Below are 26,177 nucleotides of genomic sequence, written 5' to 3'. Positions count from 1 at the left end.
GGAAAAACATGTCGGACCCGATAGCCTGTTCGGAGTGTGGCGAACTGCATACGCTGGATGAAGTCGAACTCGTTTTCAGGCGCCCCGATGCGATCGTGGCGCTGTCGGATGCCGAGCGGGAAGCCCGCTGCCGCGAGAGCGAAGACCTGTGCGCGATATGGGGCGACAGCGACGACAGCCACCGCTACTTCGTGCGCGGCCTGCTGCCGTTGACGGTGATCGGCCGTCCGCTCGACTACAGGCTCGGCGTGTGGATGGAAGTCCGGCGCGATGTGTTCGACCGGATCTACGCGCTGTGGGACAGCGATACACAACTGGATGAGCCGCCGCTGGACGGCTTGCTGGCCAACGATGTCCCGACCCGTCCCGGTTCGTTGGGCCTGCACGGCAAGATCCATCTGACGGGGCCGGAGACGCGTCCCGAATTCATGGTGGCCGACGCCGCAGCAGCGTTGTTCGCGGACCAGCGCGACGGCATCTCCGCGCACCAGGCCACAGCGTTCGTCAGATCGCTCGACCGTCGTAGTGCGTGACGGGGATGGACTCCAGGTCTATGCCCTCGATGCAACGGATATTGATCGCAGCCATGGCGTCGCCGTTGGGCGCCACGCCCTCGCTGTAGGGCGAAATGCCGCAGGTAGGGCAGAAGCGGTGCTTGATCAGGTGTTTGTTGAACAGATAGGTGCTGGCGTTGGCGTCCGGCGTGAGCAGGTGCATGGATGGACGCGGCACGAACCACATCAGCGTGCCCTTGCGCTGGCACATCGAGCAGTTGCATGACATGGCCGACGTGATCTCGCCCTCGGCCTCGAATTTCACATTGCCGCAATGGCAGCTTCCCTGGTATTTCATAGCGAACCTCCTGTAAGTAGACGATCAAGACTGCTAAAGAAAAGGGCCCAGCCGCGCTCGTGGTTGATGCGCGCCTGTTCGTCGAAGAAGCGGTCATGCACGAAGCTGAGCTCCGTACCTTCCGCCACCGGCGTGAGTTCGATGCTGACGCGCGACACCCGTTCCGGCGTGCTGTGCCAGGCCCACGTGAACACCAGCCGCGTGTACGGCTGCACTTCCTGATAGACGCCGGTCATCTGGTTCAGGCCGCCATCGGGGCCGGCGAAGGCGAGGTGGTACTGGCCGCCTACGCGCAGGTCGATCTCGGCCTTGGTCAGGCTGGCCTGGCCGGGACCGAACCACTGGCTCAGCGCTTGCGGGTCGGTCCACGCGCGCCAGACTTTTTCGGGGGCGACGGGGTAGGTACGGCGGATGCTGACTTGGGCGGGCTGCTCGGTGTTGGGCATGATGCGATTTCCTCTTGGTGGTAGAGATAGCGACCCAGCGAATCGAGCTGGTCGGTCCAGAAGCGCTGGTAGTGGGCGATCCAGGCTGCGGCATCCTGCATGGGCGCGGCGTCGAGTTCGCAGCGCACCACGCGGCCTTCCTTGGAGCGAGCGATCAGGCCGGCCGTTTCCAGCACCGCCAGGTGTTTCATGAAGCCGGGCAGGGACATCTCATACTGCTGCGCCAGCTCGGTGACGGTTTGACTGCCGTCGCCCAACTGCGCCAGCACCCCGCGCCGCGTGGCGTCGGAGAGCGCGGCGAAGATCAGGTCCAGGTGAGGATCGTTATAGTTAACCATAAGGTATAGTATTGGCGAGACGTCAGAACTTGTCAAGCATGTATTTGTGACAAAATAGGCATTTTTCAGAAAGGCGTCCGATGAGCGGGGTTCTGGACGAGAGCGCAGGCGACTCTACAAACCTGCCAAAACTGCTCGCTCACGTACATACGTTTGGCGCGTTTCCAGACAGCTTTGTCGATGGCGGCGATAGGGGCGTGGCGCTAGGCCACTATCGCATCATCAAAACCGAAGACAGCCCGCCGGTGCTGGTGCGCTTCTCGCATGTTTGGGGTGTGGACTAGCAGGGGCGGGTGAAAGGCGTGTGGCAGGTTGCGGACTCTGCGCAGTTCTCTGCCGCTTAATTCAATATTGCAGCTATCAAGGAGCACATATGAAAACAGAGGAAAAAGTAAAAGGCCCAGCATCTTACTTTCCGTCTATTGAGAAGACCTATGGAAAACCGATAAATCACTGGTTAGACATCGTAGGCTCTTTGAAAGATAAGAAGCATATGGAAATCGTAGCGACGCTTAAAGAAGACTATAAACTTGGTCATGGGCATGCAAATGCTTTGGTCGCGTATTATCGTGCTCAGAGTGAGATTTGATCGCTATCGGCCGGGAGCGCGCCTTAATCTGAGGGTGGCAAATGAAAACATTAGCACGCTATATGTTCATGGATGCGCAGACTCCGACGGTAGTCGCCACTAAACGGCACGCGACTGAAGGCCGATAGCGGCCAGAAGCGGCCACGCAATAATTGAGCTCATCCGCTACTAATACACCGATAACATTCGCGGTGTAAATCGAATTATTTGATTTGACTCTCTCGATGAAACTCTTCGCATTCTTGATCATTCTTGCCTCTTGCTGCGGAGCACAAGCGGATTGTTCTACCCCGATGCAATTGCAGGGGTTCGTCGCGATCAAACAATGTTTCCCAGCCAGCAGTCATTGTGTCCGCGCGGATGAAGCTTTGCATAAATACATGAATGCGAAGCCAGACGACGGCCCCACAACACTGTCAATTGCCACCCATAGCAGCCCATGGCACTTATATGACGGGGACTATCACATTCTTGAGATTGAAGAGGTGGCGGCCAAGGTGCGGCAGCAAGGAAGCAAGATCGAGCGCGTGATACTAGTTGCATCGTGGAGCGGAATCGCGCCTGATCCGCAATCCAAGTCCCTGGCTCAGAAACTGTCGGACGCACTGGGTGGCCTGCCAGTTATCGGACAGGATGGGTTCGTGTGGATTTCTCAGATGGGCGCACTGCACACGACGCGCCAAGCTTTCACTGGCAGGGTCAGCGGGCCTTACTGGGTAGGCCAGAATGACCAAGTTATGGCCTCGCTGGTTCCGGGTTGGGAGGTAGATCTGGAAGCTGAGTTCATCAAAATGCATGACGCGGCCGGCTTGCTGCGAGTAGGTATTGCGAAGGATGTTTTCATGCTCTGCCCCGACGGCGCGCTGAAATCGTACGACGAGGGCGCGGCGTTGAATAGTCCTATTGCTGCCTTCAACGCTGCTATTATGCGGCTCGAACGCGACAAGCCGGGAGATGCGGCCGCAGCCGTCGCACTACTCAAGCAATCGGCCGCCCAGGGCGACAAGAAAGCCGAGAAGAAGTTGAATTCCTTGACAAGGATAACCCCGGCAACTTGAACGGCACTATCGGTCAGTGTGAGATAGCTTGACCAGCACCACCTCTTTACGCCAGACTCCCGCTCACTCGACAACAACGCGAAGGGCGGAAATGAAGCATATCGTTATGTTCAATAAGTTCCACGGAAGTTTGTGTCTGGCGGCGTCGCTGCTGGGCGCTTGTATCGCCGGGCCTTTGCAGGCCGCCCCGGCCATCGCTGCCGCCACGCCGCTGGTGATCGGCGAAAGCTTCAACATCGAATCTAAGGTGCTGGCGGAAACGCGGCACATCAATGTCTACATGTCGCGCGGCTACGCCTTGCCGACCGATGCGCCGCTGCCTGTGCTCTACATGCCCGATGGCGGCCTGCGCGAAGATTTCTTGCACATCGCCGGCCTGCTTCAAGTATCGGTCGACAACGGCACCATGCGCCCGTTCATGCTGGTCGGCATAGAAAACACCCAGCGCCGCCGCGACATGACCGGCCCCACCGACAACGCCGAAGACAAGAAGATCGCCCCGGTGGTCGGCGGCTCGGCGCAGTTCCGCCGCTTCATCAGGGAAGAGCTGATGCCGGAAGTGAAGCAGCGCTACCGCACCACCGGCGAAACCGCCGTCGTCGGCGAATCGCTCGCCGGCCTGTTCGTGGTCGAGACCTTCCTGCGCGAACCGCAACTGTTCGACCACTACGTCGCCGCCGACCCCAGCCTGTGGTGGAACGACAGCAAGCTGCTCGCCGAAGCCCCACAGCTGCTGGACAAACGCTCAACCAAGCCGCAGACCCTGTACTTCGCCAGCAGCAGCAACGCCGGCATCGTCAAGGGCGCGGAACAGCTGTCGGCCCTGCTGACCACCCGCGCGCCGGCCGGCCTGCAATGGCACTACCAGCAGATGCCCGCCGAAACCCATGCGACCATCTACCAGCCCGCAGCACTGCAAGCCTTTCGCATGATGCTCAAGCCCAAGCCTGCCGCCAACTAAGGCGCGCTCAATCCGGACTGGCGCCGGCCGCGAGCTGCAACTGCACCGTGGCCGTCGCCAGGTCCGCCGTCGCCTGCAGCCAGGCGAGATAGACTTCATCGGCCGAGCGCTGCGCCGACAATAATTCCAGCAGCGACGCCGCGCCTTTTTTATACGACAGGCGCATGCCCTCGGCCACCTTGTCCGCGTGCACCAGCACCGAGTCGCGATAGCGCTGCTCGTTGGCCTGTGCCGCACGGAACTGCGCATAAACGCGCCGCACATCGGTCTGCGCCTTCAGCTCGGCCGAGCGCAAGGCCAGCGTCGCCTGCGTCACCGCCGATTGCGCTTGCAGCACTTCGCCACGCTGCGTGCGTGACAGCGGAATCGGCACGGACACCGTCAAGCCCAGGCTCAGCGAGCGCTGCGTCGGCGAGTTGCTCACGGCGCCGCCCGCATCCAGCATCGGCCGCACTGCCGGCGTGTTCTTCAAGCTGACATTGACCACCGGATCGACCCAGCGGTTGGCCTGCGCCAGATCAGCCGACGAGCGCGCCGCATCCAGCGCCGCATGGGCGATGCGGATGTCGTCGCGCTCATCCTGCGCCTGCCGCACCAGCTGCTCCACATCGTCCAGGCCGTTGACGGCCGGCGTATCGCAAGCCAGCGCCGCGTTGCCGAACACCTCGCTGTAACGCCGGCCCAGCGGTATCGACAGCGATTCGGCCGCCGTCTGTACCTGCGCACGCGCCGTCGCCACCTCGGCTTCGAAACGGTCATGCTCGACCTGCGATTGCGCCAGCTCCAACCCGCCGATATCGCCGACCTTGCGCCGCACATGGTTGGCGCTGACGATCTCGCCCAGCGCCCGCAGCGTCGCCTCCTGACGCTCCAGCGCATTGCGGGCGCGGCAGGATTCGGCGTAGGCCGACGCGGCGTCGGCGTACAGCTGGCGGCGGCCGCCTTCCAGCGTCGCCTCGCCGAGCTTGACCGTCGACTGCGCCACGCGGATGCGCTGCGCCCGCTTGCCTGCCGTTTCGATGGTTAGCGCCACGCCCATCGTCATCGCGGTGGACGCGTTCGGCTTGTTGGCGATGGACAGTTCCTTCGAGTCTATGCCCGCCGTCAGCACCGGATCGGGCCGCACACCGGCGATCGATATGCCGGCCTGCGCGCTGCTCACGTTCTCGCGCTGCATCTGCAAGTCCAGGCTGTATTTCGCCACGGCGGATGCATAGTCGCGGAACGTCACCTGCGCGGCGGCGGGCGGGGCGGCGGCGCACAGGGCCAGCGATACCAGCGCGCACAAAGGGTTGAGTTTAAATGTCATGAGCATGCTCCACTTGAGCCGGGCCATCGTCGGCCGGCTTGGGTTTGTTTTCGATATAGCGTTCGACCAGGTAGTACAGCGCCGGCAGCCACACCAAGGTCAGGCCGGTCGCCGTGATCAGGCCGCCGACCACCACGGTCGCCAGCGGACGCTGCACGTCGCTGCCCAGGCCATGGGCCAGCGCCGCCGGCAGCAGGCCCAGCGCGGCCACACTGGCCGTCATCAGCACCGGACGGAAGCGGCTGTATGCGCCTTTCAGCACCGCATCCTTCAGCGACAGCTTGCCCTCGGCCCGCAACTGGTTCAGGTTGGACACCATCAGGATGCCGTCCATCACCGCCACGCCGAACAGCGCGATGAAGCCGACCGCGCTCGACACATTGAGCGTCATGCCGCGCAGGTGCAGGGCGACCAGGCCTCCGAGCGCGCCCAGCGGCACGGCCGCCAGGATCATGGCCGGCTGGCGCAGGTTCTTGAACTGCGCGAACAGCAGCACGAACATCAGCGCCACCACCATCGGCATGATCAGCGCCAGGCGCGCCTGCGCCCGCTGCTGGTTTTCGAACTGTCCGCCCCAGGCCAGCTGGATGCGGCTGTGGTCGTACTGAACCTTGTTCTCGATCTGCGCCTTGGCGTCGTCGAGAAAGGAGGCCAGGTCGCGGCCGCGCAGGTCCAGGCGCACGGTCAGGTGGCGCCTGCCCATCTCGCGGGTGATGGTGCTTTCGCCATCGTCCAGCCGTATCGTCGCCACCTGGGCCAGCGGAATGCGCGCCCCCGTGGCCGAGGTCAGCAGCAGGTCGCCGATGGTGTCGGGATTGCTGCGCGACGCATCGTTGAAGCGCACGCCGATGTCGTACTGGCGGTCGTCGATGAACACCTGCGACATCGGCTTGCCGCCGATGCCGGTGCCGATCAGGTCGGCAACATCGGCGGCGTTGATGCCGTAGCGGGCGGCAGCGGCGCGGTCGACCTCGATGCGCACCTGCGGCAGCGGCGGTTCCTGGTCGATGATGACGCTTTCCGCGCCGGGCACGGCCGACAGGGTGCGCTCGACATCGGCGGCGATGCGGCGGGTTTCCTTGAAGTCGCTGCCGTAGATTTTCACCACCAGGTCGCTGTGGGCGCCGGCCAGCTTGTCGAGCACGCCGTCTATCATCGGCTGCGTGAAGCCGACCCGCGTGCCGGGTAGTTTGGCGAAGCGCTGGCCCATCTTCCCGATCAGCTCCTGCTTGCTCAGCCCGGATGTCCACGTATCGTAGGGATGCAAGGTCACGCTGACCTCGATGTGCGACGGCGTCCACGGATCGGTGCCCTCGTCGTTGCGGCCCAGCTGCGTGACGATGGTCGCCACTTCCTTGAACTCCAGCGCCGCGCTGCGCAGGCTGTCCGACATCTGCGCCGCCTTGTCCAGCGAGATGCCCGGCGGCAGCGTCACTTGCAGCCAGATCGAGCCTTCGTCCAGATAGGGCAGGAAGTCGCGGCCGATGGTGGCGCCCAGCACGCACACGGCGGCGAAGGCCAGCGCGAACGCCGCCAGCGTCACGCGCGACTTGCCGACCACGGCCGCCAGCAGCGGCTCGTACAGTTCCTTGGCCTTGACCAGCACCGGATTGTTGAACACCTTGCGCGGCTTGCGGTAGGCCTGGTAGGCCAGCCCCGGTATCAGCGTCAGCGACACCACCAGCGCGCCGAACAGCGCGAAGCCGATTGCGAACGCCATCGGCGAGAACAGCTTGTACTCGATGCGCTGGAAGGTGAACAGCGGCAGGTAGGCGGTGATGATGACGATCATGCCGAAGAAGATGGGCTTGCTCACTTGCAGCGTGGCCTGCATCACATCGCGTGCGCGCAGCGGGGCGCCGTGGTTTTCCTCGTATTTGCGCAGGATGTTTTCCATCACCACAATGGCGCCGTCCACCACGATGCCGAAGTCGATCGCCCCCAGCGACAGCAGGTTGGCCGGAATATGGAAGTGGTGCATGAAGATGAAAGCCGTCAACAGCGCCATCGGGATGGTCACGGCGACGATGGCCGCCGCGCGCGGGCTGCCCAGGAACAGCAGCAGCACCAGCGTCACCAGCAGCATGCCTTCGACCAGCGTCTTGCCGATGGTGTGCAGCGTGGCGTCGACCAGGCCGGTACGGTCGAGATAGGGCACGATCTTCACGTCCTTGGGCAGGACGTGGTCGTTCAGCTCCTGCACGGCTTCATGCACGCCTTTCAGCACCTGCGACGGATTCTCTCCCTTGAGCAGCAGCACGATGCCTTCGATGGTGTCCGGGTTGTTGTCCTTGCCGAGGATGCCGTGGCGCTCCTTGCTGCCCAGCCGCACTTCGCCCAGGTCCTTGACCAGCACCGGCACGCCGTCTTTCTGCGTGACGACCACGTTGCCCAGGTCGTCCAGGTCGCGTATCAGGCCGACGCCGCGCACCACGAAGCCTTGCTGGCCGCGCGTGAGGATGCTGCCGCCGGCGCTGGCGTTGTTGGCGCCGATGGCGTCGGTGATCTGCTTGAGCGACAGCTTGTACTTGCTCAGCCTGGCCGGATCGAACTCCAGCAGGAATTGCGTGGTCAGGCCGCCGAAATTGCCGACGTCGGCGATGCCGGCCACCTGCTTCAGGCGCGGGATCACTTTCCAGAATTGCAGCTCGGACAGTTCGCGCAGCGAGCGGGTCTTCGATTCCAGCGTGTAGCGGTAGATCTCGCCGATGGGCGAGGTCAGCGGATCGAGGCCGGGCTGGGCGCCGTAGGGCAGGGCCACGCCGGCGATGCGCTCCTGCAGGCGCTGGCGCGACCAGTAGTCTTCCACGCCGTCGCGGAACACCACGGTGATCAGCGACAGGCCGAAGGTGCTCTTCGAGCGCATCACGTGCATGCCGGGCGTGCCCATGATCTCGCGTTCGAGCGGGATGGTGATCTGCGCCTCGACTTCCTCCGCGGCCAGTCCGGGCACTTGCGTGACCACCTGCGAGCTGGTGTCGGCGATGTCGGGATAGGCTTCAAGCGGCAGCTGGTTCCAGCAGAACACGCCGTACAGCGCGACCAGCAGGAACACCAGCCACGCGATGCCGCGCCGCTGGAAGCAGATGGCAATCAGGCGGTCAATCATTGAGCAGTACTCCTTCCTTGGCGACGATGCGGGCGCCGGCTTTGAGGCCGGTGACGATTTCCACCTGGTCGCCGCTGTGGATGCCGGTGGCGACGGTGCGGGCCTCGAAGGTCCAGGCGGCGGTCTCGACGTAGACCTGGGTCTGCGTGCCGTTCTGCACCAGCGCGGAGGCGGGCACGACCACGCCACGGTGCGGCGCGGCGCTGAAGATGGCGCGGGCGAACATGCCCGGCTTCAGGCGGCCGTTGCGGTTGTCCACGGCCACGCGGACCTTGACGGTGCGGGTGTCCGGGTCCAGCACCTCGCTGACGTAGCCGACCTTGCCCGCGATGTGCTTGCCGGGATAGGCGTTCAGTTCGATGTCGGCGGTCTGGCCGGCGAAGACGGCGGCCAGGTCCTTCTCCTGCACGCTGGCGCTCAGCCACACGGTCGACAGGTCGGCCACCACCATCACCGGGGCGTTGGTGTCGTTCCAGAAGCCGCCCTGGCCGCCGTTCAATTCGATCACATGGCCGGACAGCGGGGAGCGCAGTGTGACCAGGCGGCCCGCGCCACCCGCGCCGTTGCCTGCGCCCAGTTGCGCCAGGCGCGCCTTGCTGCGTTCGCTTTCGCTGAGGGCCTGGGCGTAGTCGCTCTCGGCCTGCTCCAGATCCTTGCGGGCCGAAATGTCGGCGGCGCGCAATTCCTTCTGGCGTTCCAGGTTATGGCGGGCCAGCGTCAGGCCGGCCTGGGCTTTGCCGTTATCGCTGTAGGCCGCCGCCACGTCGGCCGCATCCATGGTGAACAGCGCATCGCCGGCCTTGACCGTGTCGCCCAGGTGCTTGAGCAGCTGGCCGATGCGGCCGGACACCGGCGGCACCACGCGCACCAGCCGCGCCGGATCGGCTTCCACCACGGCCGGCACCGGGATGGCGCGCGCCACGTCGTGCTCTTCGACGGTGGCAAGTTGCAGCGATTGCCGCAGCGGCGAGCCGGCCGGCACGCTCAGCGCCGCGCCCTTGCGCACCACGGCGCTGGCCGGCGCGGTGCCGGTGTCGACGGGATGGCCGCAGCCGCTCAGCGCTGCGCACAGGAAGGAAAGCAGCAAGGGCCGCTGCAAACGTGGGTCGATATTCATCATGGCGTTTCCTGAAGGCGAAAGGAGTCCACGACGCCGGAATGCGCCTGTGTCGTCCATGGGTAAGAGGAATGGGCCGAAGTCTACAGAGAAGCAAGCCGGGCGATCCTGAATCTTCCTTCAGGAAACATCCATGACGGCCGGGCAGCGTTAAAATGCAGCCATGACCAAGATATTGCTGATCGAAGATGACCAGAAGGCGGCCCGCCTGCTCAAGCGCGGCTTGCAGGAGGAAGACTTCGCCGTCGACGCCGTGCACAGCGCGGAAGAGGGCGAACCGGCCGCGCTCACTGGCAACTACGATCTGATCGTGCTGGACTGGATGCTGCCGGCCAAGGACGGCATCACGCTATGCGGCGAGCTGCGCGCACGCGGACTGACCACGCCCATCCTGATGCTGACCGCACGCGACGGCCTGGGCGACCGCATCGCCGGCCTCGACACCGGCGCCGACGATTACCTGACCAAACCCTTCGCCTTCGACGAACTGCTGGCCCGCATCCGCGCGCTGCTGCGCCGCTCGACGCTGACCCAGCCGCCGCTGTTGACGGTGGCCGACCTGACGCTGGAGCCGCACAGCCACGTGGTCAAGCGGGCAGGCCACGTGCTGGACCTGACGCCCAAGGAATACGCCATCCTCGAACTGTTGATGCGCCAGGCCGGCCACGTGGTCAGCCGCCAGCAACTGGCCGAGCGCATCTGGACCGCCGACCTGATCGCGCTCGACAACCTGATGGACGCCCACATGCGCAACCTGCGCCGCAAGATCGATCCGCAAGGCTGGCCGCGCCTGATCCACACCGTACGTGGCCAGGGTTTCCGTCTGGCGGAGGCCGCCGATGATGACGCTTAACTTCCGGCGCCGGCTGGCGTTGGTGCAGACCGCCGTCATCGTCTCGGTGCTGGCGGTGGCGGCCATCGCCGGCTATCTGAGCCTGTCGGACGCGGTCAACGAACAGCTGGACGGCGCCTTGCTGGCGCTGGCGGAAACCGAATCGGCCATGCTGCGCGCCGCGCCCGGGCAGCAGCCCAAGGTACACGACGCCGAACAAGGCTCGGCGCCGCCGTCGCTGGCGCGGCTGGACCGCTGGGTGCAGATCGTCGACGCGCAAGGCCGGGTGCTGGCCCGCAGCGCCAACCTGGGCGCGGCCAACCTGCCGGCGACACCGGCGCTGATGGCGCGCATGGCCGCCGGTGACACCGTGTTCCAGACGCTCGACCATTTCGCCGAGGAGCCGGTGCGCATCGTCTCGCTGCCGGTGCCGGGCCAGCCCTTGCGCTACGCGGTGCAGGTGGCCGGTTCGCTGGACGACGTGCGCCACGTGATCGCCTCGGCCAGCCGCATGTTCCTCGGCATGGCGCTGGTGCTGCTGGTGGCGCTGATCGTGGCCAGCGCCTCGATCACGCGCTGGGTGTTCCGCGCCATCGACGACATCGTGCGCCAGGCGCAGCGCATCGGCGAGGCCGACCTCGACAAACGCCTGCCCCATCCCGGCACCCGCGACGAAATCGGCCGCCTGGTCGACACGCTCAACGATATGCTGGGCCGCATCGACCAGAGCTTCCAGATGCAGCGCCGCTTCACGTCGGACGCCTCGCACGAACTGCGCTCTCCGCTGTCGCGCCTGCGCACCGAAATCGAGATCACGCTGCGCCGGCCGCGCGACACGGCCGAGTACGTTGACACGCTGCGCTCCTGCATGGAAGAGGTGGAGCGCCTGACCTTGCTGGTGGAAGAACTGCTGGCGCTGGCCCGCTACGACGCCGGCCAGGACCGCGACGGCGCGGCCAGCAGCGCGCTGGACGACATCGCCGCCGCCGCCATCGAGCGTGCGCGGGCGATGGCGCAGCAGCGCGGCGTGGGACTATCGTTGCAGGCTGGCGCGGAGCCTGTGTTCGCGGCCATCGGCGATGGCGCGGCCACGCTGATCGTGGTCAACCTGCTGGAAAACGCCATCAAGTTCACGCCGTCCGGCGGCGCCGTCGGCATCGACATCCGCCGCGACGGCGACCGCGCCTGCCTGCGCATCATCGACAGCGGCCCCGGCATCAGTGTCGACGACTTGCCGCATTTGTTCGAGCGCTTCTACCGCGGCGCCTCGGCGCGTTCCGGCGCGGTGGCCGGCGTCGGCCTCGGGCTGGCGCTGACGCAGGCTATCGTCCAGGGCCACGGCGGCCGCATCGAAGCCGCCAATTTGCCGGCCGGCGGCGCCGCCTTCACGGTGCACCTGCCCGCCGCCGCGCGCCCCTGACCCTTGCATGGAAATTATTTTTCACATCGCCTGTAACTTCTTGCGTCGCCAAAGATATTCTACATAGGCAAACACGCAAACCCATCCATGCAAGCGATCCAGGCTCTTTATCAGCAGCACGCAACCGTCGTCTACCGCTTCTCACTGGGGCTGTGCGGCGACAGGCATCTGGCCAACGACCTGGTCGCTGAAACCTTTGTGCGGGCGATGATGTCGTCCAGCCCGATCGGCATGGAGACCGTGCAAGGCTATCTGTGCACGATTGCGCGGCGGCTGTATCTGAAGGAATGGTATCGCCATCAGCGGCATACCGAGCTGGAGGACGTCTACCGCGACATGGCGCCGGGCCCCGAACAGTCGCTGATGGCGGCGCGGGAATTGCAGCATACGCTGTACGCCCTGCAGCAATTGCCTGAAATCGACCGCGCCGCCGTGCTGATGCGGGCGGAGGACGAGGTGCCTTACGAAGACATCGCCCGCGCGCTGGGCATCTCGCTGTCCTCGGCCAAGGTGAAGGTGTTCCGGGCGCGACTCAAATTACTCCAGATTACGAAGGAAGCATCATGACCGATCTTCATGAAGACATCATTGTCGATCTACTGCCGCTGTACTATTCCGGCGATGCGAGCGAGGCCACGCGGGCCACCGTTGAAGCTTATCTGGCCGCCCATCCCGGGTTCGCAGCCACCATGCGCGAGGCCATGGCGGCCTCGCCCAAGTTGCCCGGCAGCGCGGCGCCGACGGACGGCGTGCGCACCATCAAGCGGGTCCGCTCGCAAGTGGCGCTGCGCGGCACGCTGATCGGCCTTGGCATCTTCTTCAGCCTCATGCCCTGCACCTTCATTTACGCCCATGGCCGCCTGGTCTACTTCATGTGGCGCGATGCGCCGGGCTCGGCAGCCTTGTATGCCGGGCTTGCGCTGGTGGCATGGGCCGCCTTGTTTATCAGTGTACGCCGCAGCAACAAACCCTAAAAACCGGAGAACAATATGAAACGCATCATCCTGCTGGCCACGCTGTGGACCGGCCTGGCCAGTCACGCCCAAACCTTGACGATCGCACCGGCCGGCCCGGTCCTGACCGGCGATCCGGTCGCCATCACGCTGAGCGGCTTGCCGCCCAGGGCCGATGTCCAGATCGTCGCCGAGCGGCTGATGAAGAACGACGCGCAGCCGGTGTTGTACCGCGCCGAGGCGGCCTACCGCAGCGATGCGGAAGGCAAGCTCGATCTGGGCCAGAGCGCGCCACGCAGCGGCAGCTACCGCAAGGCCGATGTGCGCGGCCTGTTCTGGTCGATGACGCCGTCCAGGGACGCGCCGGCGGCAGGCATGGTGCCCGGCGTGGTCCAGCTGTCGGCGCGCATCGATGGCAAGGAAGTGGCGCATGCCCGCATGCAGTTCGTCAACACGCTGCCGGAAGTGAAGGTGGAGGCCGTTGACGCCTTTCCCGGCGCAGTGTTCGCAGCCTTGCCGGGAAGCGCAAGGCGCCCGGTCATCATCGTGCTGGGAGGATCCGAAGGCGGCAGCTCCGCGGTGCGCGAGCTGGCGCCCATGCTGGCTGCGCACGGCTACGCGGTCCTGGGCTTGCCTTACTATTCGCCGGCCGCCTGGAACAGCAGCGAACGCGAACTGCCCATGCTGCCGCGCAGCTTCGTCGACATCCCGGTCGACCGGCTGGAGCAGGCCCGCAGCTGGCTGGCCGCGCGCAGCGATGTCGATGCCGCGCATATCGGCCTGCTGGGCCATTCCAAGGGCGCTGAATTCGCACTGATCGCCGCCAGCAAGATGCCGTGGATCAGCGCCGTGGCCGCCATTGCCGCCACCGACGTGGTGTGGCAGGGCTGGGGGCCGGATGTCAATCCGCCCGACAGCCGCCGCTCGTCGTTCTCGTGGCGCGGACAGGCCTTGCCCTTCGTGCCCAACCTGGAGTTCCTGCAGGAGATGGCCGGCTTCCAGACCGGCGCCGACGTGCGCTACCGCCGTCCGCAGGACAAGGGCCGCGCAGCCCATCCCGCAGCGGCCGTGGCGGCGCGCATCCGCGTCGAGGACTTCAAGGGCGCGATGCTGGTGGCCGGCGGCATCGAGGATCAGATGTGGGCCTCGGGAATGATGGCGCAAAACATCGCCGAGCGCCGCGCCGCCGCCGGGCGCGACACTGTCACCCTGGTCTACACCGACGCCGGCCATGTGCTCAACGGCAGCGGCTGGAGTCCGACCACGCAGTACGACGCCGGCCCGTTCAAGACCGGCGGCACGCCCGAGGCGAACGCCCGGGCCCAGGCCGACACCTGGCGCCAGACGCTGGCTTTCTTCAAGCGTTCGCTGTAATGTCACACGCCGGTAATTTCTAACTGGCAAGATGCAATCCTGAAGCCTCTTCATGTGGTCTTACCCTTGCTGCCTCTTTCCCGAGGCAGTTTTTTTTTGAGAAGGATAATCGGTATGCAGACTGCGGAAGTCGCGTTTTCGCGGCAGCACGACGTGGTGACGATGACGCTCAGCATAGGCGGCAGCGTGATCGTCGCCAGCGCCAGCCAGGAAACCATCGCGCGCGAGCTGCAGATCCGGTCGGTGCGCTTCGTGGCGCTGGACGGCCTGTTCAGCACCGAATTGCCGACCACGGAAAAGACCCTGGCCGAGGCATCGAACGTGGCGTTTGCCGAGCCGATGCCGGCGCTGAAACTGATCGCCGCCTGCTCGGCGGTGGGGGAGACGGTGGGCTTCCTGTTTCCGGAGCGCCGCCGCAAGCCGCGCGAGCCGCTGGCGGAAGACACGGAACTGACGCAGGATTGACGCAGCCGGCCCGTTCCGCGCATCATGCAGTCATCGATGACGACGGAGCGACGCCATGAATCAAGTTCACACGCTGCACGGCAGCTGCCTGTGCGGCGGCATAGCCTACCGGGCGCAGGGGCCGGCCAGCCACGCCAGCCACTGCTACTGCACCATGTGCCAGAAGCAGCACGGCGCCGCCAGCGGCACGTATGCCAACGTCGCCCGCGCCGGCTACGTCGTCGAGCGCGGCGCCGAGCTGGTGACGGAGTACGCCTCATCCGACCACGGCCGGCGCGGCTTTTGCAAAATCTGCGGCTCGACGCTGTTCTGGCGCAGCACCGAAGCGCCGGACCGCATCGCTGTCACATTGGGCACGCTGGAGCCCGAATACGACGGCCCGGTGCAGCGCGAACTGCACACCGATACCAAACCGAAGTGGCTACCCGTCCGCTGACTCCGGATGCGCCGTTGCCCGCTGCAGGTCGGCGAGGGTGGCGGGCTTGGTCAGGTGCAGGTCGAAGCCGCCGTTGAGGGCGCGCTCGATATCTTCCTTTTGTCCATAACCGGTCAGCGCGACCAGGCGCAGTGGCGCGCCGTCCGCCAGTTGCCGCAGCGCCGCCGCCAGCGCGTAGCCGTCCATGTCCGGCAGGCCGATGTCCAGTATCGCCACCTCCGGCAGGCGCTGCCGCGCCGTCGCCAGCGCCTCGGCGGCGTTGTGCGCGATCTGCACCGTGTGGCCCAGCGCCTCCAGCAAGGCCGCGCCGGCGCTGGCGGCGTCGGCGTTGTCGTCCACCAGCAGCACGCGCAGGCCGTTGCCGTCGGGCGCGGCGGGCGCCGCCGTCTGCGGCCGTGGCGGCGCGCACAGGGGCAGCACGACTTCGAACTCGCTGCCGGCGTCGGCCCCGCCGCTGCGCGCGTGCACCGTGCCGCCGTGCAGGTCGACGATCTTGCGGACGATGGCCAGGCCGAGGCCCAGCCCGCCCGTGTGCCGCGCCAGCGACTGCGGCGCCTGCTGGAACGGTTCGAACACGCGCGCCAGCAACTCGTCATTCATGCCGATGCCGTTGTCGCTGACCAGCAGCCGCGCGTGCGCGCCGTCGCCGGCCAGCTCGACCTCGGTGGCGCTGCTGCCGAAGCGGGCGGCGTTCGACAGCAGGTTGTTGAGCACCTGCGTGAGCCGGCTGTCGTCGCCCATGACCCACAGCGCGTCCGGCGCCGACAGCCGTACCTGGTGGCCGGGCAGCGCCGCGACCGCGTGGCGCACCACGTCGGCCAGGTTCACCGGGTGGGCGTCGATCTGCAGTTTTCCCGAGGTGATGCGCGAGACGTCGAGCAGGTCGTCCACCAGGCGGCGCAGGTGGTTGACCTGGCGCCGCATGACGCCGCGTTCCTTCTGGCTGGCCGGGTCGTTGCGGCGGTCCAGCAAATCGAGCGAGGTGACGATGGGGCTGAGCGGATTGCGCAACTCATGGCCCAGCACGGCCAGGAACTCGTCCTTGGCGCGGCCCGCTTCGCGCGCCTCGGTCAGCGCCTGGTTCAGCGAGTCGAGCAGTTGCTGGCGTTCGCGTTCCTGCGCCGTGCGTTGCTGATCGGCCTGCTGCAGCGCCTGGCCGATCAGCGCGATTTCCGTGATGCCGGACGGCGCCAGCACCACGGGAACGCCGGAACCGAGCGCGGCGGCGCCTTGCTGCAGGGCCTTGATCGTGGCCAGCAGCCGCGTCGACAGCCGCGACGCCAGGCCGATGCACACCAGCAGCGACACGGCGATGCCGGCGCCATAGACACCCAGGCGCTCGCGCGCGGCGGCGCGTAGCTGGGCGGTGGGACGGCCCACCCCCACCGACCAGCCATAGCGCGACAAGGTGGTGTAGGCGGTGGCGACTTCCTCGCCTTCGATGGTGCGGGTCTGGCCGAAGCCTTCCGGGCCGGTGGCCATCAGCGCCGCCATCGACGGGCTGGGCGCGCCGCCGACCGTGCCGGCCTGGTCTTTGGACCGGGCCACCGCCAGCTGCGCGCCGTCGCGGATCGAGATCACCGCGCCGTCCGGCACCTGCTGGCGCGCGATCACGCGCAGCATGCGGTCCGGCCGTATCACCGCCGTCAAGGTGTACAGGTCGCCGTCCTGGTCGACGGCGGGCACGCGCACCGGGAAGGCGGCCCGGCCCAGCGGGCCGCGCGCCACATGGCCGACCACCGGCTGGCGCGTGGCCAGCAGCTGGCGCAGGCTGGCGGGATCGGCCAGCGGCGCGGGCGGCGCGCCCCAGGGGTCCATGGTGCGGAACAGGACTTTGCCGCTGTCGTCGGTGAGGATCACGCCCAGCCACTCGGACTGGGTCTTGGCCAGCGCGCTGGCGGTGTTGTAGAACGCGTGCAGGTCGCCGGTCTGCAAGGCCGGCGAGCGGCCCAGCCCGGTCAGCACGGCGACCGTGCCGTCCAGTTCGGCGTCCGCCGCGCTCGACAGCGCGCGCGCCAGGTCCAGCATCAGCCGCTCCTGTTCGCGCTGCTGGAACTCGCCGGCGGCGTGGATGCTCCACGCCCCCAGCAGCGCCAGCGGCAGCAAGCCGATCGCCGTCAGCATGATCAGCAGGTAGCGCAGCGAGAACGTGGAACGGGGACCGGCTAGCATGGTGGGCGACGGGTAATGGACGAGACAGCCAATTTACCTGAAGATCGCCTGCTTGTCTGGATCCGCCTGCGACAGCCAGCGCAACGCCGACAGGCTGGGCATGAACAGGTATTCGCCGCCGCGCAGCGTGCAGAAGCTGTGGATGCCGTGGATGCGGCGCCGCACCGGGCATTGCGGGATGGTGTAGGTGCTGTCCTCGGGCTGCGTGCCGACGATGGGATCGCGCTCCTTGCCGAGGTCGACGAAGTTGCCGTGGTTGATCCATTCCTGCTGCATGAACTCGGTGGTGGCGTGGGCCCGCGCGCTGAGGCCGATGAAGAACAGGCCGCGCTCGGCACCGTCGTCCTCCAGCAGGTCGGCGCGCCACGGCGGACCGAAGGTGGTGCTGCGGCGGGCGATGCGGTGCAGCTTGACGTCGGTCAGCACGGCCAGCTTGCTGTCGCGCGGGTTCATGCGGCGCATGTGGCAGCCGGGCGGCGCCTGCAGGCCGGCCTGGTCGTCGCCATAGCCGAAGTCGTTGTTGCGCTGACGGTCGGCGCCCAGCGCCGGATCGTCGCGCTCCGGCGCCAGCGTCAGCGGCGCGCCGCTGCGCCAGCGTCCCACCAGCTTGGCCGCCAGCAGCTCCTGCTGCGCCGGCGTCTCGGCGTTGTCGCGCAGGAAGCGGTTGAAGGCGGCGGCGTCGGCGCGGTACTTGCGCAGCACCACGAAGCTGCCGTTGCGGCCCAGTTCGGGCGGCGAGGGCATCGCCAGCGGCACGCCCGATTCGCCCGGGTAGCCGAGGATGAACTCGCCCGCCTTGATGGCCGCCTCCGGACTGGGCGCGGCCGGCACCGGGCTGCCTTCGATGGCCGGGTTGCTGATGTTGTCGCGGTAGCCGAAGGGATTGCGGCTGTCCGGCTGCGCGCCGAAGTCGTGGCTGCCCAGCAGCGTGACGCCCTGCAGGGCGTCGAACTGGCTGCGCGCGGTGTCCATCGCCTGCCGCCACGACGCCTCGTCCGGCGCGAAGATGCTGACCGTGACGTGCACCTGGCCGCTGCCGTACGGCGCTTCCCAGTGCTCGGGCGCGTTGGCGCCGGTGTCCATCAGGCGGTCGGCGCGCGCCGCCATGCCTTCGCGGAAGGTGTCGGGGAAGCTCTCCAGCGAGGCCGCCGGCACTTCCAGCGCCACCAGCGCGCCGTGGCTCAGGGCCACGGCGATCCAGGCGGCGTCGTTGCCGCGCGCGTCGGCGGCCGAGCGCACGTGCGGCGCCAGCCGCGACAGCAGGGTGCGGCCGCCTTGCGGCGTGTCGATGCGCAGCAGCACATGGGTGCCGAAGTAGGGATCGGGCCGGTCGAACAGCAGCGTGGCCTGGATGTCGTGCAGTTCCAGCGTCGGCGCCGGCGTGACGGCGGCCTTGATTTTATCGAAGATGCTCATGGGGCCTCACGCGATCTGGTCGAGGAATTGCTGCAGCGCGTGGTCGGTCTTGAGCAGGCGCCTGGTCTCGACCACGGTCAGGTTCGGGTGGGCGACGTACCAGCCGTCGGCGCTGATCTGGTGGCTGGCGATGAAGTCCTTGACGCCCGGATCCTTGATGCCGGGCCAGCCTTCGACCGAGGTGAAGATCAGGTCCATCAGGTCGGGGATCTTGGTGGCGAAGTCGTCGATGTAAGTGTCCCAGTCGCCGTCGTAGGTGGTGGCGAACAGGATCTTGCTGTCGTTGTCGAAGAAGACGAAGCGCATGTCGTGCAGCGTCGCCACTTTCTGCGCGCCGGCGAAGTTGCCCCTGACCAGCTTGAAGATGCGGCGCAGGCGGTCGGCGCCGCCCGGCTTCAGCGTCGCCATCGCCGTCAGCTCGGACACGCGGCCCGACTGGCTGCCGATGCGGCCGGCGCTGCCGGAGCTGGGCTCGGTGTCCGGATCGTGTTCGCGCAGCATGTTCTCCAGCGCCAGTTTCATCAGTTGCGGCGCGTCGCCGAGCACTTCCTGGACCTTGCGTTGGATCTCGTTGTCTTGATTCATAGGGCTTCCTTAATTGGGGACTTGGTCGATGTGGGTGATTTCAATGCGGGGCTGCTGGTTCATCGTGTGGCGGAAGGCCGACGACGCCTCGTAGGCGCGCAGGCGGGCGCGCATGATGGAGCCCAGCGGCCGGTGCGCCTCAATGCAGTGCCATGGATTGAAGGACAGCACGTCGTCGGCAAACACGCGGCGCGCGGGGCTGTAGGCGTCCTGCGGCGGGATCGTCAGCCTGGCCACCGGCAGGTAGGGCGATTCGTCTTCCGGCCACGGGATGGAAGCGTCCTCGACCGGCATGCGCTCGACGCTGGTGCACAGCTGCACGCGCAGCTCGTACTCGGCGCCGTGGCGGCCGAAGAAGTCCACCACCAGGTCGCGCAGCTCGGAATCGCCGGCGCCGGAACGCAGGGCGGCGCCGGTCAGCGCGCGCACCTGGTCCGACAGCGGCGCCAGGCAGAGCTTGGCGATGTAGTCGCCGTAGCGCAGCGCCGCCATGCTGTAGAAGGTTTCGCCGAGGATGTGGCTGTTGGGCGCGCCCAGCGTGTCGAGGATGGGATTGGCGATGCCGACCGCATGCAGCAGCTTGCTGCCGCCGTGGGCCAGCGCGGCGGTGGCCTGGCGCACGAAGTCCGGATCGTCGGCGTGCTGTTCCAGCAGCTGCTGGGTTTTGAGGTAGGCCGCCGCGTGGCCGAAGGCGATCACCGGATGATTGACCAGCAAAAAGTCCTGCGTGCCGGCCTGCTGGCGGTCCGCGCCCAGCTGCGGCCCGGTCACGTCCAGCAGCTTGATGGCGATGCCGCGCGGCGCCGGTATCTTGTCGCTGTGGATGTCGCCCGGCGCGGTCGACAGGCGCATGACGGCGGGGTAGCTGGCCGCGGCGGCGAACACGCCCTGGCGCAGTTGCTCCGGCAGATCGTCGTAGACTTGCAGCGTGCCTTTGAGCACGCCGTGGCTCTTGGCGTGGGCGTCGCGCATGGCGTGGCGGTGCTTGTCGCAGACGCTGCGGTTGACCCGGCCCATCGACGCGACGATCTGGTCGATCATCGCGTCTTCGTTTTCCTGCTGTTGTTCCACGCCGTCGTGGTAGCGGACGGCTTGCTCGATAGAGGTCATGCGACTCCTTGTGGTTGCCATAAGATGAAGGCAGTCTATAGAGCGCATGAGGCCGTTCGTTAGGGGCCGCCTTCTAAACAGTGTTGGCGTGTGCGTCAGCGCACACAGCGCGGACGCCTTACTTGACGAAGTTGTCCTTGATGAGGTCGACGACGTCGCCGCCCCGGCCGCTCAGCACGGCCTTGGCCGAGTACAGCGCGGTGCCCAGCACCTGCGCCGCCTCGACCACCGGCGGCATCACCAGTTCGTAGCGGTCGGTCTTGACGTCCAGCAGCGCCGGGCCGGGATGGGCCAGCCAGGCGCGCACCGCGTCCTCCAGCGCCGCCGCCGACGCCACGTGCTGGCCGTAGATGCCGATGGCCTCGGCCACGCGGCCGAAGTCCGGGTTCTTCAGGTCGGTGTAGGCGTCGAGCAAGCCTTCGACCTTCTGCTCCAGTTCGACGAAGCCCAGCGAGCCATTGTTGTAGACGGCGATCTTGATGGCGATGTTTTCCTGCACCGCCGTGATCAGGTCGCCCATCAGCATGGCCAGCCCGCCGTCGCCCGACAGCGAGATCACCTGGCGCTGCGGGAAGGCTTTCTTGGCGCCCAGCGCCTGCGGCATGGCGTTGGCCATGGTGCCGTGGGTCAGGCTGACCAGCGTGCGGCGGCGGCCGTTGGCGCGCGTATGGCGCAGCACCCACACCATCGGCGAGCCGCCGTCGGCGGTGAAGATGGCGTCGTCGTCGGCGTGCTTGTCGATCATCGCGGTCAGGTACTGCGGACGGATGGTGTCGTCGGCGCCGGGCGTGGCGCGCTCGTCGAGGCGGGCCACGGCCCGCTCGTGTCGGCTGACGCAATGGTCGAGGAAGGCGCCGTCGTCGTGCTGGCGCAGCAGCGGCAGCAGCGCGGCCAGCGTGTGGCCGATGTCGCCCACCGCGCCGATCTCGACCGGATGGCGGCGGCCGAGGTGGGTCGGATCGATGTCGATCTGGACGATGCGCGCGTGGGCCGGGTAGAACTGGCGCCAGGCGAAGTCGCAGCCGAGCAGCAGCAGGGTGTCGCACTCGGCCACCGCGTGGTAGCCGGAGTCGATGCCGAAGATGCCGGTCATGCCGACGTTGTAGGGGTTGTCGTATTCGACGAAGTCCTTGGCGCGCGAGGTGTGGGCGACCGGCGCCTTCAGGCGCGCGGCCAGCTCCATCAGCGGCGCGTGCGCGCCCTGGCAGCCGGAGCCGGCGTAGACGGCGATCTTGCGGCCGGCGTCGAGCACCGCGGCGATGCGCGCCAGCTCGTCGTCGGACGGCCGGGTCCGCGGCTGCGGCAGGTGCACCGCGAACGGCGGCTCGTCGGCGGCGTCTTCCCTGGACACGTCGACCGGCAGGATGATGACCGCCACGCCGCCCTGGGTCAGCGCGGCCTGCGCCGCCATCGCGGTCACGCGGCGTGCCTGCGCGGCGGTGCGGATCTCCTGGCAGAACACGCTGCACTGGTCGAAGATCGGCTTGTAGTCGACCTCCTGCGGGAAGTCGAAGCCCAGTTCGTCGCGGGTGATCTGGCTGGCGATCAACACCACCGGCGAGCGGTTGCGGTGCGCCTCGAACAGGCCGTTGACGAAGTGCAGGCTGCCGGGGCCGCAGGAGCCGGCGCACAGCGTCAGCCGCTGGCTGACGAAGGCTTCGGCGCCCGCCGCGAAGCCGCCCACTTCCTCGTGCCGCACGTGGACCCATTCGATCTCGCTGCGGCGGATGGCGTCGGTGACGTGGTTGAGCGTATCGCCGGGCACGCCCCAGCAATGTTTGGCGCCTGCCTGCTGCAGGGTTTCGATAACGACTTGCGCGACTGTTTTTGCCATGATCTGCTTTCTGTAAGGGGTTGCGGACCTAGGGTGGCGCCTGGCGGCGAGAAAGTATGTTCGCTCCCGCACTCAGCTGCCGCGTTGCGGCCGCGCGCGCTTGTGGCATACTCGGCGGATGATGCCCGTCCGCCATAGCCATATCTTCCGCCTTGCGCTGCTGTGCGCGCCGATGGCGGCGTTTGCCGAGCCCTGCGTGGAGCCGCCGCCGGATCCGGCCAATGCCTACGATGCCCGGCACACCTACGACAAGCTGCTGCGCGACTATCCGTCGATACGCATCGCCAGCGCGGCGCTGCCGGTGGACGTCCGGCGCGTGGCCGACCAGACCTATGCGCAGTACGGCCAGCGTTGCCTGAAGCTCGATCTGTACCTGCCGCTGGCCGCGCGCGCCGATGGCGGCATGCCGGTGGTGGTGCTGGTGCACGGCGGCGGCTGGCGCGCCGGCTTCCGCGCCGAGTTCGCGCCGATGGCGGTGCGGCTGGCGCAGCAGGGCTATGCGGCGGCCGCGCTCAGCTACCGCTTGTCCGGCGAGGCGCCTTATCCGGCCGCCATCCACGACGTGCGCGCCGCCGTGCGCTGGGTGCGCGTCCATGCCGGCCTATACCATCTGGATCCGCAGCGCGTCGCGCTGGCCGGCGGATCGGCGGGCGGCCAGATCGCCAGCCTGGCCGGCGTCACCGGCCACCTGGACCATTTCGACCCGGGCGCCGCCGACAGCGGCGTGTCGAGCGCGGTGCAGGCCATCGTCAACATCGACGGCCTGTCGGACTTCACGGCGGAGGCCGCGCTGAAGTATGAGGACGATCCGGCGAAACAGCCGTCGGCGGCCGGCGCCTGGTTCGGCGGCCGCTACGCCGACAAGGCCGCGCTGTGGGCCGAGGCCTCGCCGATCCGCTATGTGCGCGCCGGCATGCCGCCGCTGCTGTTCATCGCCAGCGCGCAGCCGCGCTTCTCGGTCGGCCGCGAGGCGATGGCGGAGGCGATGGCGCGCGCCGGCGCGGCCAGCCAGACTATCGTCCTGCCCGGCACGCCGCATTCGTTCTGGCTGTTCGATCCGTGGCTGCAGCCGACGGTGGACGCCACCGTGGCCTTCCTCAACCGCCAGATGCCGCAGCGCTAGCGCCGCCGCTGGCGGCCCGCAAAAGGTTAGTCCGGCCTCTCCATTTTGCCAGTGGTTTTCGCCGCCGGCGCGTCCTAAGATGATCGCAGCCGCGCTGACTGCAGCGGGCGCCGTATCCACCTCATCAAAATGGAAGCCACCATGAACAACCCCAAACTCGAAGTTTTGACGCCGACCAACTGCCAGCTGATCTTCATCGACCAGCAGCCGCAGATGGCGTTCGGCGTGCAGTCGATGGACCGCCAGGCGTTGAAGAACAACACCGTGGCGCTGGCCAAGGCCGCCAAGGTGTTCAACATCCCGACCACCATCACCACCGTCGAGACCGAAGCATTCTCCGGCCACACCTATCCCGAACTGCTGGACGTGTTCCCGGGCAAGCCCATCCTGGAACGCTCGTCGATGAACTCCTGGGACGACCAGAAGGTGCGTGACGCGTTGAAGGCCAACGGCAAGAAGAAGGTGATCGTCTCCGGCCTGTGGACCGAGGTGTGCAACAACAGCTTCGCGCTGTGCGCGATGGCCGAGGGCGACTACGAAATCTACATGGTGGCCGACGCCTCCGGCGGCACCTCGAAGGAGGCGCACGACTACGCGATGCAGCGCATGATCCAGGCCGGCGTGGTGCCGGTGACGTGGCAGCAGGTGATGCTGGAATGGCAGCGCGACTGGGCCCGCCGCGACAGCTACGACGCCGTGATGGCGATCGTGCGCGAACACTCGGGCGCCTACGGCATGGGCGTCGACTACGCCTACACCATGGTGCACAAGGCGCCGCAGCGCACCACCACCAGCCACGAGACGCTGGCCGCCGTGCCCGCCAAGTAGGCGGCGCTGCGCCGACGGGGTCAGGTCGCCAGGCGCTTCCTGACTTCGTCCAGATTGCGCCCGACTTCGCGCACCACGCCGATCAGCGTGGCCGGGCTGACATCGAATTCCGCCGCCCAATACTGGATTTCGGGCAACTGCCGGGGGTTGATGGTGCGGGACTGACGCCATGACGGCGATGCTGCCGGGAGAGTTGCTTGCATGATGGTATGAAAAAATAGTGCGTGGAGGCGCTTATCGTCGCCGCCTTGCTCATAGTGCACCGTGCTGCACCCCACACAGCGGCCACTTCCGTCCGTTGGTGTGCTGGCGCACCGCGCAGCCTGCTATACAATCGCACTATGGTGTTCCACAACCATTCACCGCCCGGAGGCCGCAATGTCCACCACCCATACCTTCCGTCCCGACTATGTCGGCGCGGAAGTCGTCGAAGCCGGTATCGAAGTTGCTGATAGGAAAGGCGCGGACAGTGCCGCCGCCTATCTCAGCCAGCGCGGCGTGCCGGAGAATGTGATCCAGCGCGTGGTGTCCGAGCCGGAGCACCGCCGCAATCCGGGCCGCCTGCGCAGCCGCGACGAGCGCTTGATCGAGGAAGCCTCGCGTTTCAAGTTCAAGGTTTAAGCGGTTTTCGTAGGACTGGGACCACAGCGGCCTCTGTCAACTGCCTACATGTAGCGCGTCCATGCTCCTATAATCGGCCGTACATAGCGCGGATATAGTGTTGTTCATCAGGTCGCAAGACCTACCAACGAACAATCAGAGGTCCGCCATGTACCAAGCTGCTCATACCGCCGTTGCCCAAGACGTAGTGCGCTCCATGCAGGCAGAGGCATCCGCTCCCGCCATCAGCCTGACCGGCGCGCAGCAGAATGAATTGCTGCGCGCACTGTCGCGCGAAGAACTGATCGCGCTGTTTGAACATCTGGAACTGGTGCCGCTGGCCTCCGGCAAGCACCTGTTCGACTTCGGCGACAAGATGGAATACGCCTATTTCCCCACCAACGCCATCGTCTCGCTGCAATACGTGACCGAAGAGGGCGGCGCCGCCGAGATCGGCGTGGTCGGCCGCGAAGGCGTGGTCGGCGTATCGATGTACGAGAACGAACGCGCCAACTGTTCGGCCGTGGTGCACTGCGCCGGTTACGGCTACCGCATCAAGGCCTCCGTGTTGCGTTCGGCCTTCTTCGATGGCGGCGCGCTGGCCCGCCAGCTGATGCGCCACACCAGCGCGCTGTTCGCCCAGCTGGCGCAGACGGTGGCCGGCGTGCGCCACGGCAGCATCGAACAGCGGCTGTGCCGCTGGCTGCTGGAACGCCTGGACCGCTCGCTGTCGAACGAATTGAAAGTAACGCAGGAAATGATCGCCAACATGCTGGGCGTGCGCCGCGAGAGCATCACCTGCTGCGCCGGCAAGCTGCAGGAAGAGGGCATGATCGAATACCGCCGCGGCACCGTCGTCGTGCTCGACCGCAGCGCCATGGAACGCCGCGCCGGCGGCTGCTACGTCCCCGCCTAATGCAAGTACCGGGGCGCGTGCTGGAGCTGCTCCAGCTTGCGCTGCACCAGCCGATACCATGCGCTGGCCCAGCGCGTCGCCCGTAGCGACTCCTCCACCGTCTCCGCCGCCATGCAGCGCTGCACCGCCCTCATCTGGCGGTGCAGTGCGTAGGCGGCTGGCGGCGGCTTGGGGCGGGGGTGTGAGGTATCCATGAACCCATTGTGGACCGCCGCCGCTGCGGCGGCTGTACGCTAGTTCACCGAGCCGCCCAACGGCCGGCAGATAAACAAACGCGATTATCTTCGTGTTCAAGATAGCCGCCACTCGCTATACTCCGCCCCTGAGAGACATG

General features: G+C 66.7%; 29 protein-coding genes. 16 read left to right on the top strand and 13 right to left on the bottom strand.

Annotated features, from left to right (window positions below; genetic code table 11):
* The first annotated feature begins 8 nt into the window (after positions 1 to 8).
* Positions 9 to 533 (top strand): DUF2199 domain-containing protein, encoded by a 525-nt coding sequence (locus tag DUGA2_RS20850; RefSeq protein ID WP_083296391.1) that lies wholly within the window; start codon positions 9 to 11, stop codon positions 531 to 533.
* On the opposite strand, the gene DUGA2_RS20845 is transcribed toward DUGA2_RS20850, so the two are convergent.
* Genes DUGA2_RS20845 through DUGA2_RS32860 form a run of 3 tightly spaced genes read right to left on the bottom strand, consistent with a single transcriptional unit; the run spans position 505 to position 1,636 of the window.
* Entirely contained in the window at positions 505 to 852 is a 348-nt protein-coding gene (locus tag DUGA2_RS20845; RefSeq protein ID WP_070271395.1) for a GFA family protein, read from the bottom strand. The two genes, DUGA2_RS20850 and DUGA2_RS20845, sit on opposite strands and share 29 nt — an antisense overlap.
* A complete protein-coding gene (locus DUGA2_RS20840; protein ID WP_070271394.1) occupies positions 849 to 1,298 on the bottom strand; it encodes an SRPBCC domain-containing protein in 450 nt (149 codons plus the stop codon). The genes DUGA2_RS20845 and DUGA2_RS20840 overlap by 4 nt, the downstream gene beginning before the upstream one ends.
* Positions 1,199 to 1,636, bottom strand: coding sequence for a helix-turn-helix transcriptional regulator (locus DUGA2_RS32860; RefSeq protein WP_070361572.1), 438 nt, complete (start codon positions 1,634 to 1,636; stop codon positions 1,199 to 1,201). The genes DUGA2_RS20840 and DUGA2_RS32860 overlap by 100 nt, the downstream gene beginning before the upstream one ends.
* Positions 1,637 to 1,716: 80 nt before the next feature.
* Here DUGA2_RS32860 and DUGA2_RS20830 point away from each other — a divergent pair, with 80 nt between their 5' ends.
* The 4 genes from DUGA2_RS20830 (at position 1,717) to DUGA2_RS20820 (ending at position 4,244) form a co-directional block, all read left to right on the top strand.
* Positions 1,717 to 1,920, top strand: a complete 204-nt coding sequence (locus tag DUGA2_RS20830) for a hypothetical protein (RefSeq protein ID WP_070271392.1) — start codon at positions 1,717 to 1,719, stop codon at positions 1,918 to 1,920.
* A gap of 89 nt (positions 1,921 to 2,009) precedes the next feature.
* Positions 2,010 to 2,225 (top strand): DUF4287 domain-containing protein, encoded by a 216-nt coding sequence (locus tag DUGA2_RS32855; RefSeq protein WP_071658956.1) that lies wholly within the window; start codon positions 2,010 to 2,012, stop codon positions 2,223 to 2,225.
* Between the two features lie 224 nt (positions 2,226 to 2,449).
* Positions 2,450 to 3,283: a hypothetical protein gene (locus tag DUGA2_RS20825; protein WP_141753327.1), complete on the top strand. Its 834-nt coding sequence runs from the start codon at positions 2,450 to 2,452 to the stop codon at positions 3,281 to 3,283.
* A gap of 91 nt (positions 3,284 to 3,374) precedes the next feature.
* Positions 3,375 to 4,244, top strand: coding sequence for an alpha/beta hydrolase (locus DUGA2_RS20820; protein ID WP_083296390.1), 870 nt, complete (start codon positions 3,375 to 3,377; stop codon positions 4,242 to 4,244).
* Between the two features lie 7 nt (positions 4,245 to 4,251).
* Here DUGA2_RS20820 and DUGA2_RS20815 read toward each other — a convergent pair whose 3' ends face one another.
* From DUGA2_RS20815 to DUGA2_RS20805, 3 genes are read right to left on the bottom strand one after another with little or no spacing between them, the layout of a single operon-like run.
* The gene (locus DUGA2_RS20815; RefSeq protein ID WP_070271390.1) at positions 4,252 to 5,553 is read right to left on the bottom strand and encodes a TolC family protein; all 1,302 of its coding nucleotides are present in this window, start codon (positions 5,551 to 5,553) and stop codon (positions 4,252 to 4,254) included.
* Positions 5,543 to 8,662, bottom strand: a complete 3,120-nt coding sequence (locus tag DUGA2_RS20810; RefSeq protein ID WP_070271389.1) for an efflux RND transporter permease subunit — start codon at positions 8,660 to 8,662, stop codon at positions 5,543 to 5,545. The genes DUGA2_RS20815 and DUGA2_RS20810 overlap by 11 nt, the downstream gene beginning before the upstream one ends.
* Entirely contained in the window at positions 8,655 to 9,782 is a 1,128-nt protein-coding gene (locus tag DUGA2_RS20805; RefSeq protein WP_070271388.1) for an efflux RND transporter periplasmic adaptor subunit, read from the bottom strand. The genes DUGA2_RS20810 and DUGA2_RS20805 overlap by 8 nt, the downstream gene beginning before the upstream one ends.
* A gap of 160 nt (positions 9,783 to 9,942) precedes the next feature.
* Here DUGA2_RS20805 and DUGA2_RS20800 point away from each other — a divergent pair, with 160 nt between their 5' ends.
* The 7 genes from DUGA2_RS20800 (at position 9,943) to DUGA2_RS20770 (ending at position 15,259) form a co-directional block, all read left to right on the top strand.
* Positions 9,943 to 10,632 carry a response regulator transcription factor gene (locus DUGA2_RS20800; protein WP_070271387.1) on the top strand — a complete coding sequence of 230 codons (690 nt, stop codon included), beginning with the start codon at positions 9,943 to 9,945 and terminating at the stop codon, positions 10,630 to 10,632.
* Positions 10,619 to 12,031 carry an ATP-binding protein gene (locus DUGA2_RS20795; RefSeq protein ID WP_210402585.1) on the top strand — a complete coding sequence of 471 codons (1,413 nt, stop codon included), beginning with the start codon at positions 10,619 to 10,621 and terminating at the stop codon, positions 12,029 to 12,031. The genes DUGA2_RS20800 and DUGA2_RS20795 overlap by 14 nt, the downstream gene beginning before the upstream one ends.
* Positions 12,032 to 12,118: 87 nt before the next feature.
* Complete coding sequence (locus DUGA2_RS20790; protein WP_070271386.1) at positions 12,119 to 12,598, top strand: RNA polymerase sigma factor; 480 nt, start codon at positions 12,119 to 12,121, stop codon at positions 12,596 to 12,598.
* Entirely contained in the window at positions 12,595 to 13,005 is a 411-nt protein-coding gene (locus tag DUGA2_RS20785; protein WP_070271385.1) for a hypothetical protein, read from the top strand. The genes DUGA2_RS20790 and DUGA2_RS20785 overlap by 4 nt, the downstream gene beginning before the upstream one ends.
* 15 nt (positions 13,006 to 13,020) lie before the next feature.
* A complete protein-coding gene (locus tag DUGA2_RS20780; protein WP_070271384.1) occupies positions 13,021 to 14,358 on the top strand; it encodes an acyl-CoA thioester hydrolase/BAAT C-terminal domain-containing protein in 1,338 nt (445 codons plus the stop codon).
* Positions 14,359 to 14,472: 114 nt separating this feature from the next.
* Positions 14,473 to 14,823, top strand: a complete 351-nt coding sequence (locus DUGA2_RS20775) for a hypothetical protein (protein ID WP_070271383.1) — start codon at positions 14,473 to 14,475, stop codon at positions 14,821 to 14,823.
* 55 nt (positions 14,824 to 14,878) lie between these two features.
* Entirely contained in the window at positions 14,879 to 15,259 is a 381-nt protein-coding gene (locus DUGA2_RS20770; protein ID WP_070271382.1) for a GFA family protein, read from the top strand.
* On the opposite strand, the gene DUGA2_RS20765 is transcribed toward DUGA2_RS20770, so the two are convergent.
* From DUGA2_RS20765 to DUGA2_RS20745, 5 genes are all read right to left on the bottom strand, one after another.
* On the bottom strand, positions 15,245 to 17,431 hold the full coding sequence (locus tag DUGA2_RS20765) for an ATP-binding protein (protein ID WP_070271381.1): 2,187 nt from the start codon (positions 17,429 to 17,431) through the stop codon (positions 15,245 to 15,247). The two genes, DUGA2_RS20770 and DUGA2_RS20765, sit on opposite strands and share 15 nt — an antisense overlap.
* 33 nt (positions 17,432 to 17,464) lie before the next feature.
* Positions 17,465 to 18,847 carry a Dyp-type peroxidase gene (locus DUGA2_RS20760; protein ID WP_070271380.1) on the bottom strand — a complete coding sequence of 461 codons (1,383 nt, stop codon included), beginning with the start codon at positions 18,845 to 18,847 and terminating at the stop codon, positions 17,465 to 17,467.
* Between the two features lie 6 nt (positions 18,848 to 18,853).
* Positions 18,854 to 19,432 carry a hypothetical protein gene (locus DUGA2_RS20755; RefSeq protein WP_070271379.1) on the bottom strand — a complete coding sequence of 193 codons (579 nt, stop codon included), beginning with the start codon at positions 19,430 to 19,432 and terminating at the stop codon, positions 18,854 to 18,856.
* Positions 19,433 to 19,441: 9 nt separating this feature from the next.
* Positions 19,442 to 20,542: a catalase family protein gene (locus DUGA2_RS20750; RefSeq protein ID WP_070271378.1), complete on the bottom strand. Its 1,101-nt coding sequence runs from the start codon at positions 20,540 to 20,542 to the stop codon at positions 19,442 to 19,444.
* A 118-nt stretch (positions 20,543 to 20,660) separates the two neighbouring features.
* Positions 20,661 to 22,376, bottom strand: a complete 1,716-nt coding sequence (locus DUGA2_RS20745) for a thiamine pyrophosphate-dependent enzyme (protein ID WP_070271377.1) — start codon at positions 22,374 to 22,376, stop codon at positions 20,661 to 20,663.
* Between the two features lie 121 nt (positions 22,377 to 22,497).
* On the opposite strand from DUGA2_RS20745, the gene DUGA2_RS20740 reads away from it, so the two are divergent.
* Both DUGA2_RS20740 and DUGA2_RS20735 read left to right on the top strand, forming a co-directional pair.
* Positions 22,498 to 23,499 (top strand): alpha/beta hydrolase, encoded by a 1,002-nt coding sequence (locus tag DUGA2_RS20740; RefSeq protein WP_229214740.1) that lies wholly within the window; start codon positions 22,498 to 22,500, stop codon positions 23,497 to 23,499.
* A gap of 141 nt (positions 23,500 to 23,640) precedes the next feature.
* Entirely contained in the window at positions 23,641 to 24,327 is a 687-nt protein-coding gene (locus tag DUGA2_RS20735; RefSeq protein WP_070271410.1) for a hydrolase, read from the top strand.
* A gap of 20 nt (positions 24,328 to 24,347) precedes the next feature.
* Here DUGA2_RS20735 and DUGA2_RS20730 read toward each other — a convergent pair whose 3' ends face one another.
* Complete coding sequence (locus tag DUGA2_RS20730) at positions 24,348 to 24,530, bottom strand: DUF3606 domain-containing protein (protein ID WP_070271409.1); 183 nt, start codon at positions 24,528 to 24,530, stop codon at positions 24,348 to 24,350.
* 175 nt (positions 24,531 to 24,705) lie between these two features.
* Here DUGA2_RS20730 and DUGA2_RS20725 point away from each other — a divergent pair, with 175 nt between their 5' ends.
* Together DUGA2_RS20725 and DUGA2_RS20720 are read left to right on the top strand one after the other, a co-directional pair.
* Complete coding sequence (locus tag DUGA2_RS20725) at positions 24,706 to 24,948, top strand: hypothetical protein (RefSeq protein WP_070271375.1); 243 nt, start codon at positions 24,706 to 24,708, stop codon at positions 24,946 to 24,948.
* A 196-nt stretch (positions 24,949 to 25,144) separates the two neighbouring features.
* Positions 25,145 to 25,843, top strand: a complete 699-nt coding sequence (locus DUGA2_RS20720; RefSeq protein ID WP_229212343.1) for a Crp/Fnr family transcriptional regulator — start codon at positions 25,145 to 25,147, stop codon at positions 25,841 to 25,843.
* Here the strand turns inward: DUGA2_RS20720 and DUGA2_RS20715 are convergent.
* A complete protein-coding gene (locus DUGA2_RS20715; RefSeq protein ID WP_070271373.1) occupies positions 25,840 to 26,037 on the bottom strand; it encodes a hypothetical protein in 198 nt (65 codons plus the stop codon). The two genes, DUGA2_RS20720 and DUGA2_RS20715, sit on opposite strands and share 4 nt — an antisense overlap.
* Positions 26,038 to 26,177 lie beyond the last annotated feature (140 nt).

The organism is Duganella sp. HH101 (assembly GCF_001758795.1).
In the GTDB taxonomy this organism is placed as follows: Bacteria; Pseudomonadota; Gammaproteobacteria; order Burkholderiales; family Burkholderiaceae_D; genus Rugamonas; species Rugamonas rivuli.
Note: the sequence above shows the minus strand (reverse complement) of the source record. Positions and strands in the feature narration are given on the sequence as shown.

Excerpts from the sequence above, each read along its gene's own strand:
- DUGA2_RS20755 (WP_070271379.1), bottom strand. The coding sequence starts at position 19,432 with ATGAATCAAGACAACGAGATCCAACGCAAGGTCCAGGAAGTGCTCGGC.
- DUGA2_RS20745 (WP_070271377.1), bottom strand. The coding sequence starts at position 22,376 with ATGGCAAAAACAGTCGCGCAAGTCGTTATCGAAACCCTGCAGCAGGCA.
- DUGA2_RS20735 (WP_070271410.1), top strand. The coding sequence starts at position 23,641 with ATGAACAACCCCAAACTCGAAGTTTTGACGCCGACCAACTGCCAGCTG.
- DUGA2_RS20830 (WP_070271392.1), top strand. The coding sequence starts at position 1,717 with ATGAGCGGGGTTCTGGACGAGAGCGCAGGCGACTCTACAAACCTGCCA.
- DUGA2_RS20800 (WP_070271387.1), top strand. The coding sequence starts at position 9,943 with ATGACCAAGATATTGCTGATCGAAGATGACCAGAAGGCGGCCCGCCTG.
- DUGA2_RS20725 (WP_070271375.1), top strand. The coding sequence starts at position 24,706 with ATGTCCACCACCCATACCTTCCGTCCCGACTATGTCGGCGCGGAAGTC.
- DUGA2_RS20850 (WP_083296391.1), top strand. The coding sequence starts at position 9 with ATGTCGGACCCGATAGCCTGTTCGGAGTGTGGCGAACTGCATACGCTG.
- DUGA2_RS20715 (WP_070271373.1), bottom strand. The coding sequence starts at position 26,037 with ATGGATACCTCACACCCCCGCCCCAAGCCGCCGCCAGCCGCCTACGCA.
- DUGA2_RS20760 (WP_070271380.1), bottom strand. The coding sequence starts at position 18,847 with ATGAGCATCTTCGATAAAATCAAGGCCGCCGTCACGCCGGCGCCGACG.
- DUGA2_RS20740 (WP_229214740.1), top strand. The coding sequence starts at position 22,498 with ATGCCCGTCCGCCATAGCCATATCTTCCGCCTTGCGCTGCTGTGCGCG.
- DUGA2_RS32855 (WP_071658956.1), top strand. The coding sequence starts at position 2,010 with ATGAAAACAGAGGAAAAAGTAAAAGGCCCAGCATCTTACTTTCCGTCT.
- DUGA2_RS20750 (WP_070271378.1), bottom strand. The coding sequence starts at position 20,542 with ATGACCTCTATCGAGCAAGCCGTCCGCTACCACGACGGCGTGGAACAA.
- DUGA2_RS20775 (WP_070271383.1), top strand. The coding sequence starts at position 14,473 with ATGCAGACTGCGGAAGTCGCGTTTTCGCGGCAGCACGACGTGGTGACG.
- DUGA2_RS20785 (WP_070271385.1), top strand. The coding sequence starts at position 12,595 with ATGACCGATCTTCATGAAGACATCATTGTCGATCTACTGCCGCTGTAC.
- DUGA2_RS20820 (WP_083296390.1), top strand. The coding sequence starts at position 3,375 with ATGAAGCATATCGTTATGTTCAATAAGTTCCACGGAAGTTTGTGTCTG.
- DUGA2_RS32860 (WP_070361572.1), bottom strand. The coding sequence starts at position 1,636 with ATGGTTAACTATAACGATCCTCACCTGGACCTGATCTTCGCCGCGCTC.
- DUGA2_RS20825 (WP_141753327.1), top strand. The coding sequence starts at position 2,450 with ATGAAACTCTTCGCATTCTTGATCATTCTTGCCTCTTGCTGCGGAGCA.
- DUGA2_RS20795 (WP_210402585.1), top strand. The coding sequence starts at position 10,619 with ATGATGACGCTTAACTTCCGGCGCCGGCTGGCGTTGGTGCAGACCGCC.
- DUGA2_RS20790 (WP_070271386.1), top strand. The coding sequence starts at position 12,119 with ATGCAAGCGATCCAGGCTCTTTATCAGCAGCACGCAACCGTCGTCTAC.
- DUGA2_RS20720 (WP_229212343.1), top strand. The coding sequence starts at position 25,145 with ATGCAGGCAGAGGCATCCGCTCCCGCCATCAGCCTGACCGGCGCGCAG.
- DUGA2_RS20805 (WP_070271388.1), bottom strand. The coding sequence starts at position 9,782 with ATGATGAATATCGACCCACGTTTGCAGCGGCCCTTGCTGCTTTCCTTC.
- DUGA2_RS20730 (WP_070271409.1), bottom strand. The coding sequence starts at position 24,530 with ATGCAAGCAACTCTCCCGGCAGCATCGCCGTCATGGCGTCAGTCCCGC.
- DUGA2_RS20780 (WP_070271384.1), top strand. The coding sequence starts at position 13,021 with ATGAAACGCATCATCCTGCTGGCCACGCTGTGGACCGGCCTGGCCAGT.
- DUGA2_RS20765 (WP_070271381.1), bottom strand. The coding sequence starts at position 17,431 with ATGCTAGCCGGTCCCCGTTCCACGTTCTCGCTGCGCTACCTGCTGATC.
- DUGA2_RS20770 (WP_070271382.1), top strand. The coding sequence starts at position 14,879 with ATGAATCAAGTTCACACGCTGCACGGCAGCTGCCTGTGCGGCGGCATA.
- DUGA2_RS20810 (WP_070271389.1), bottom strand. The coding sequence starts at position 8,662 with ATGATTGACCGCCTGATTGCCATCTGCTTCCAGCGGCGCGGCATCGCG.
- DUGA2_RS20845 (WP_070271395.1), bottom strand. The coding sequence starts at position 852 with ATGAAATACCAGGGAAGCTGCCATTGCGGCAATGTGAAATTCGAGGCC.
- DUGA2_RS20815 (WP_070271390.1), bottom strand. The coding sequence starts at position 5,553 with ATGACATTTAAACTCAACCCTTTGTGCGCGCTGGTATCGCTGGCCCTG.
- DUGA2_RS20840 (WP_070271394.1), bottom strand. The coding sequence starts at position 1,298 with ATGCCCAACACCGAGCAGCCCGCCCAAGTCAGCATCCGCCGTACCTAC.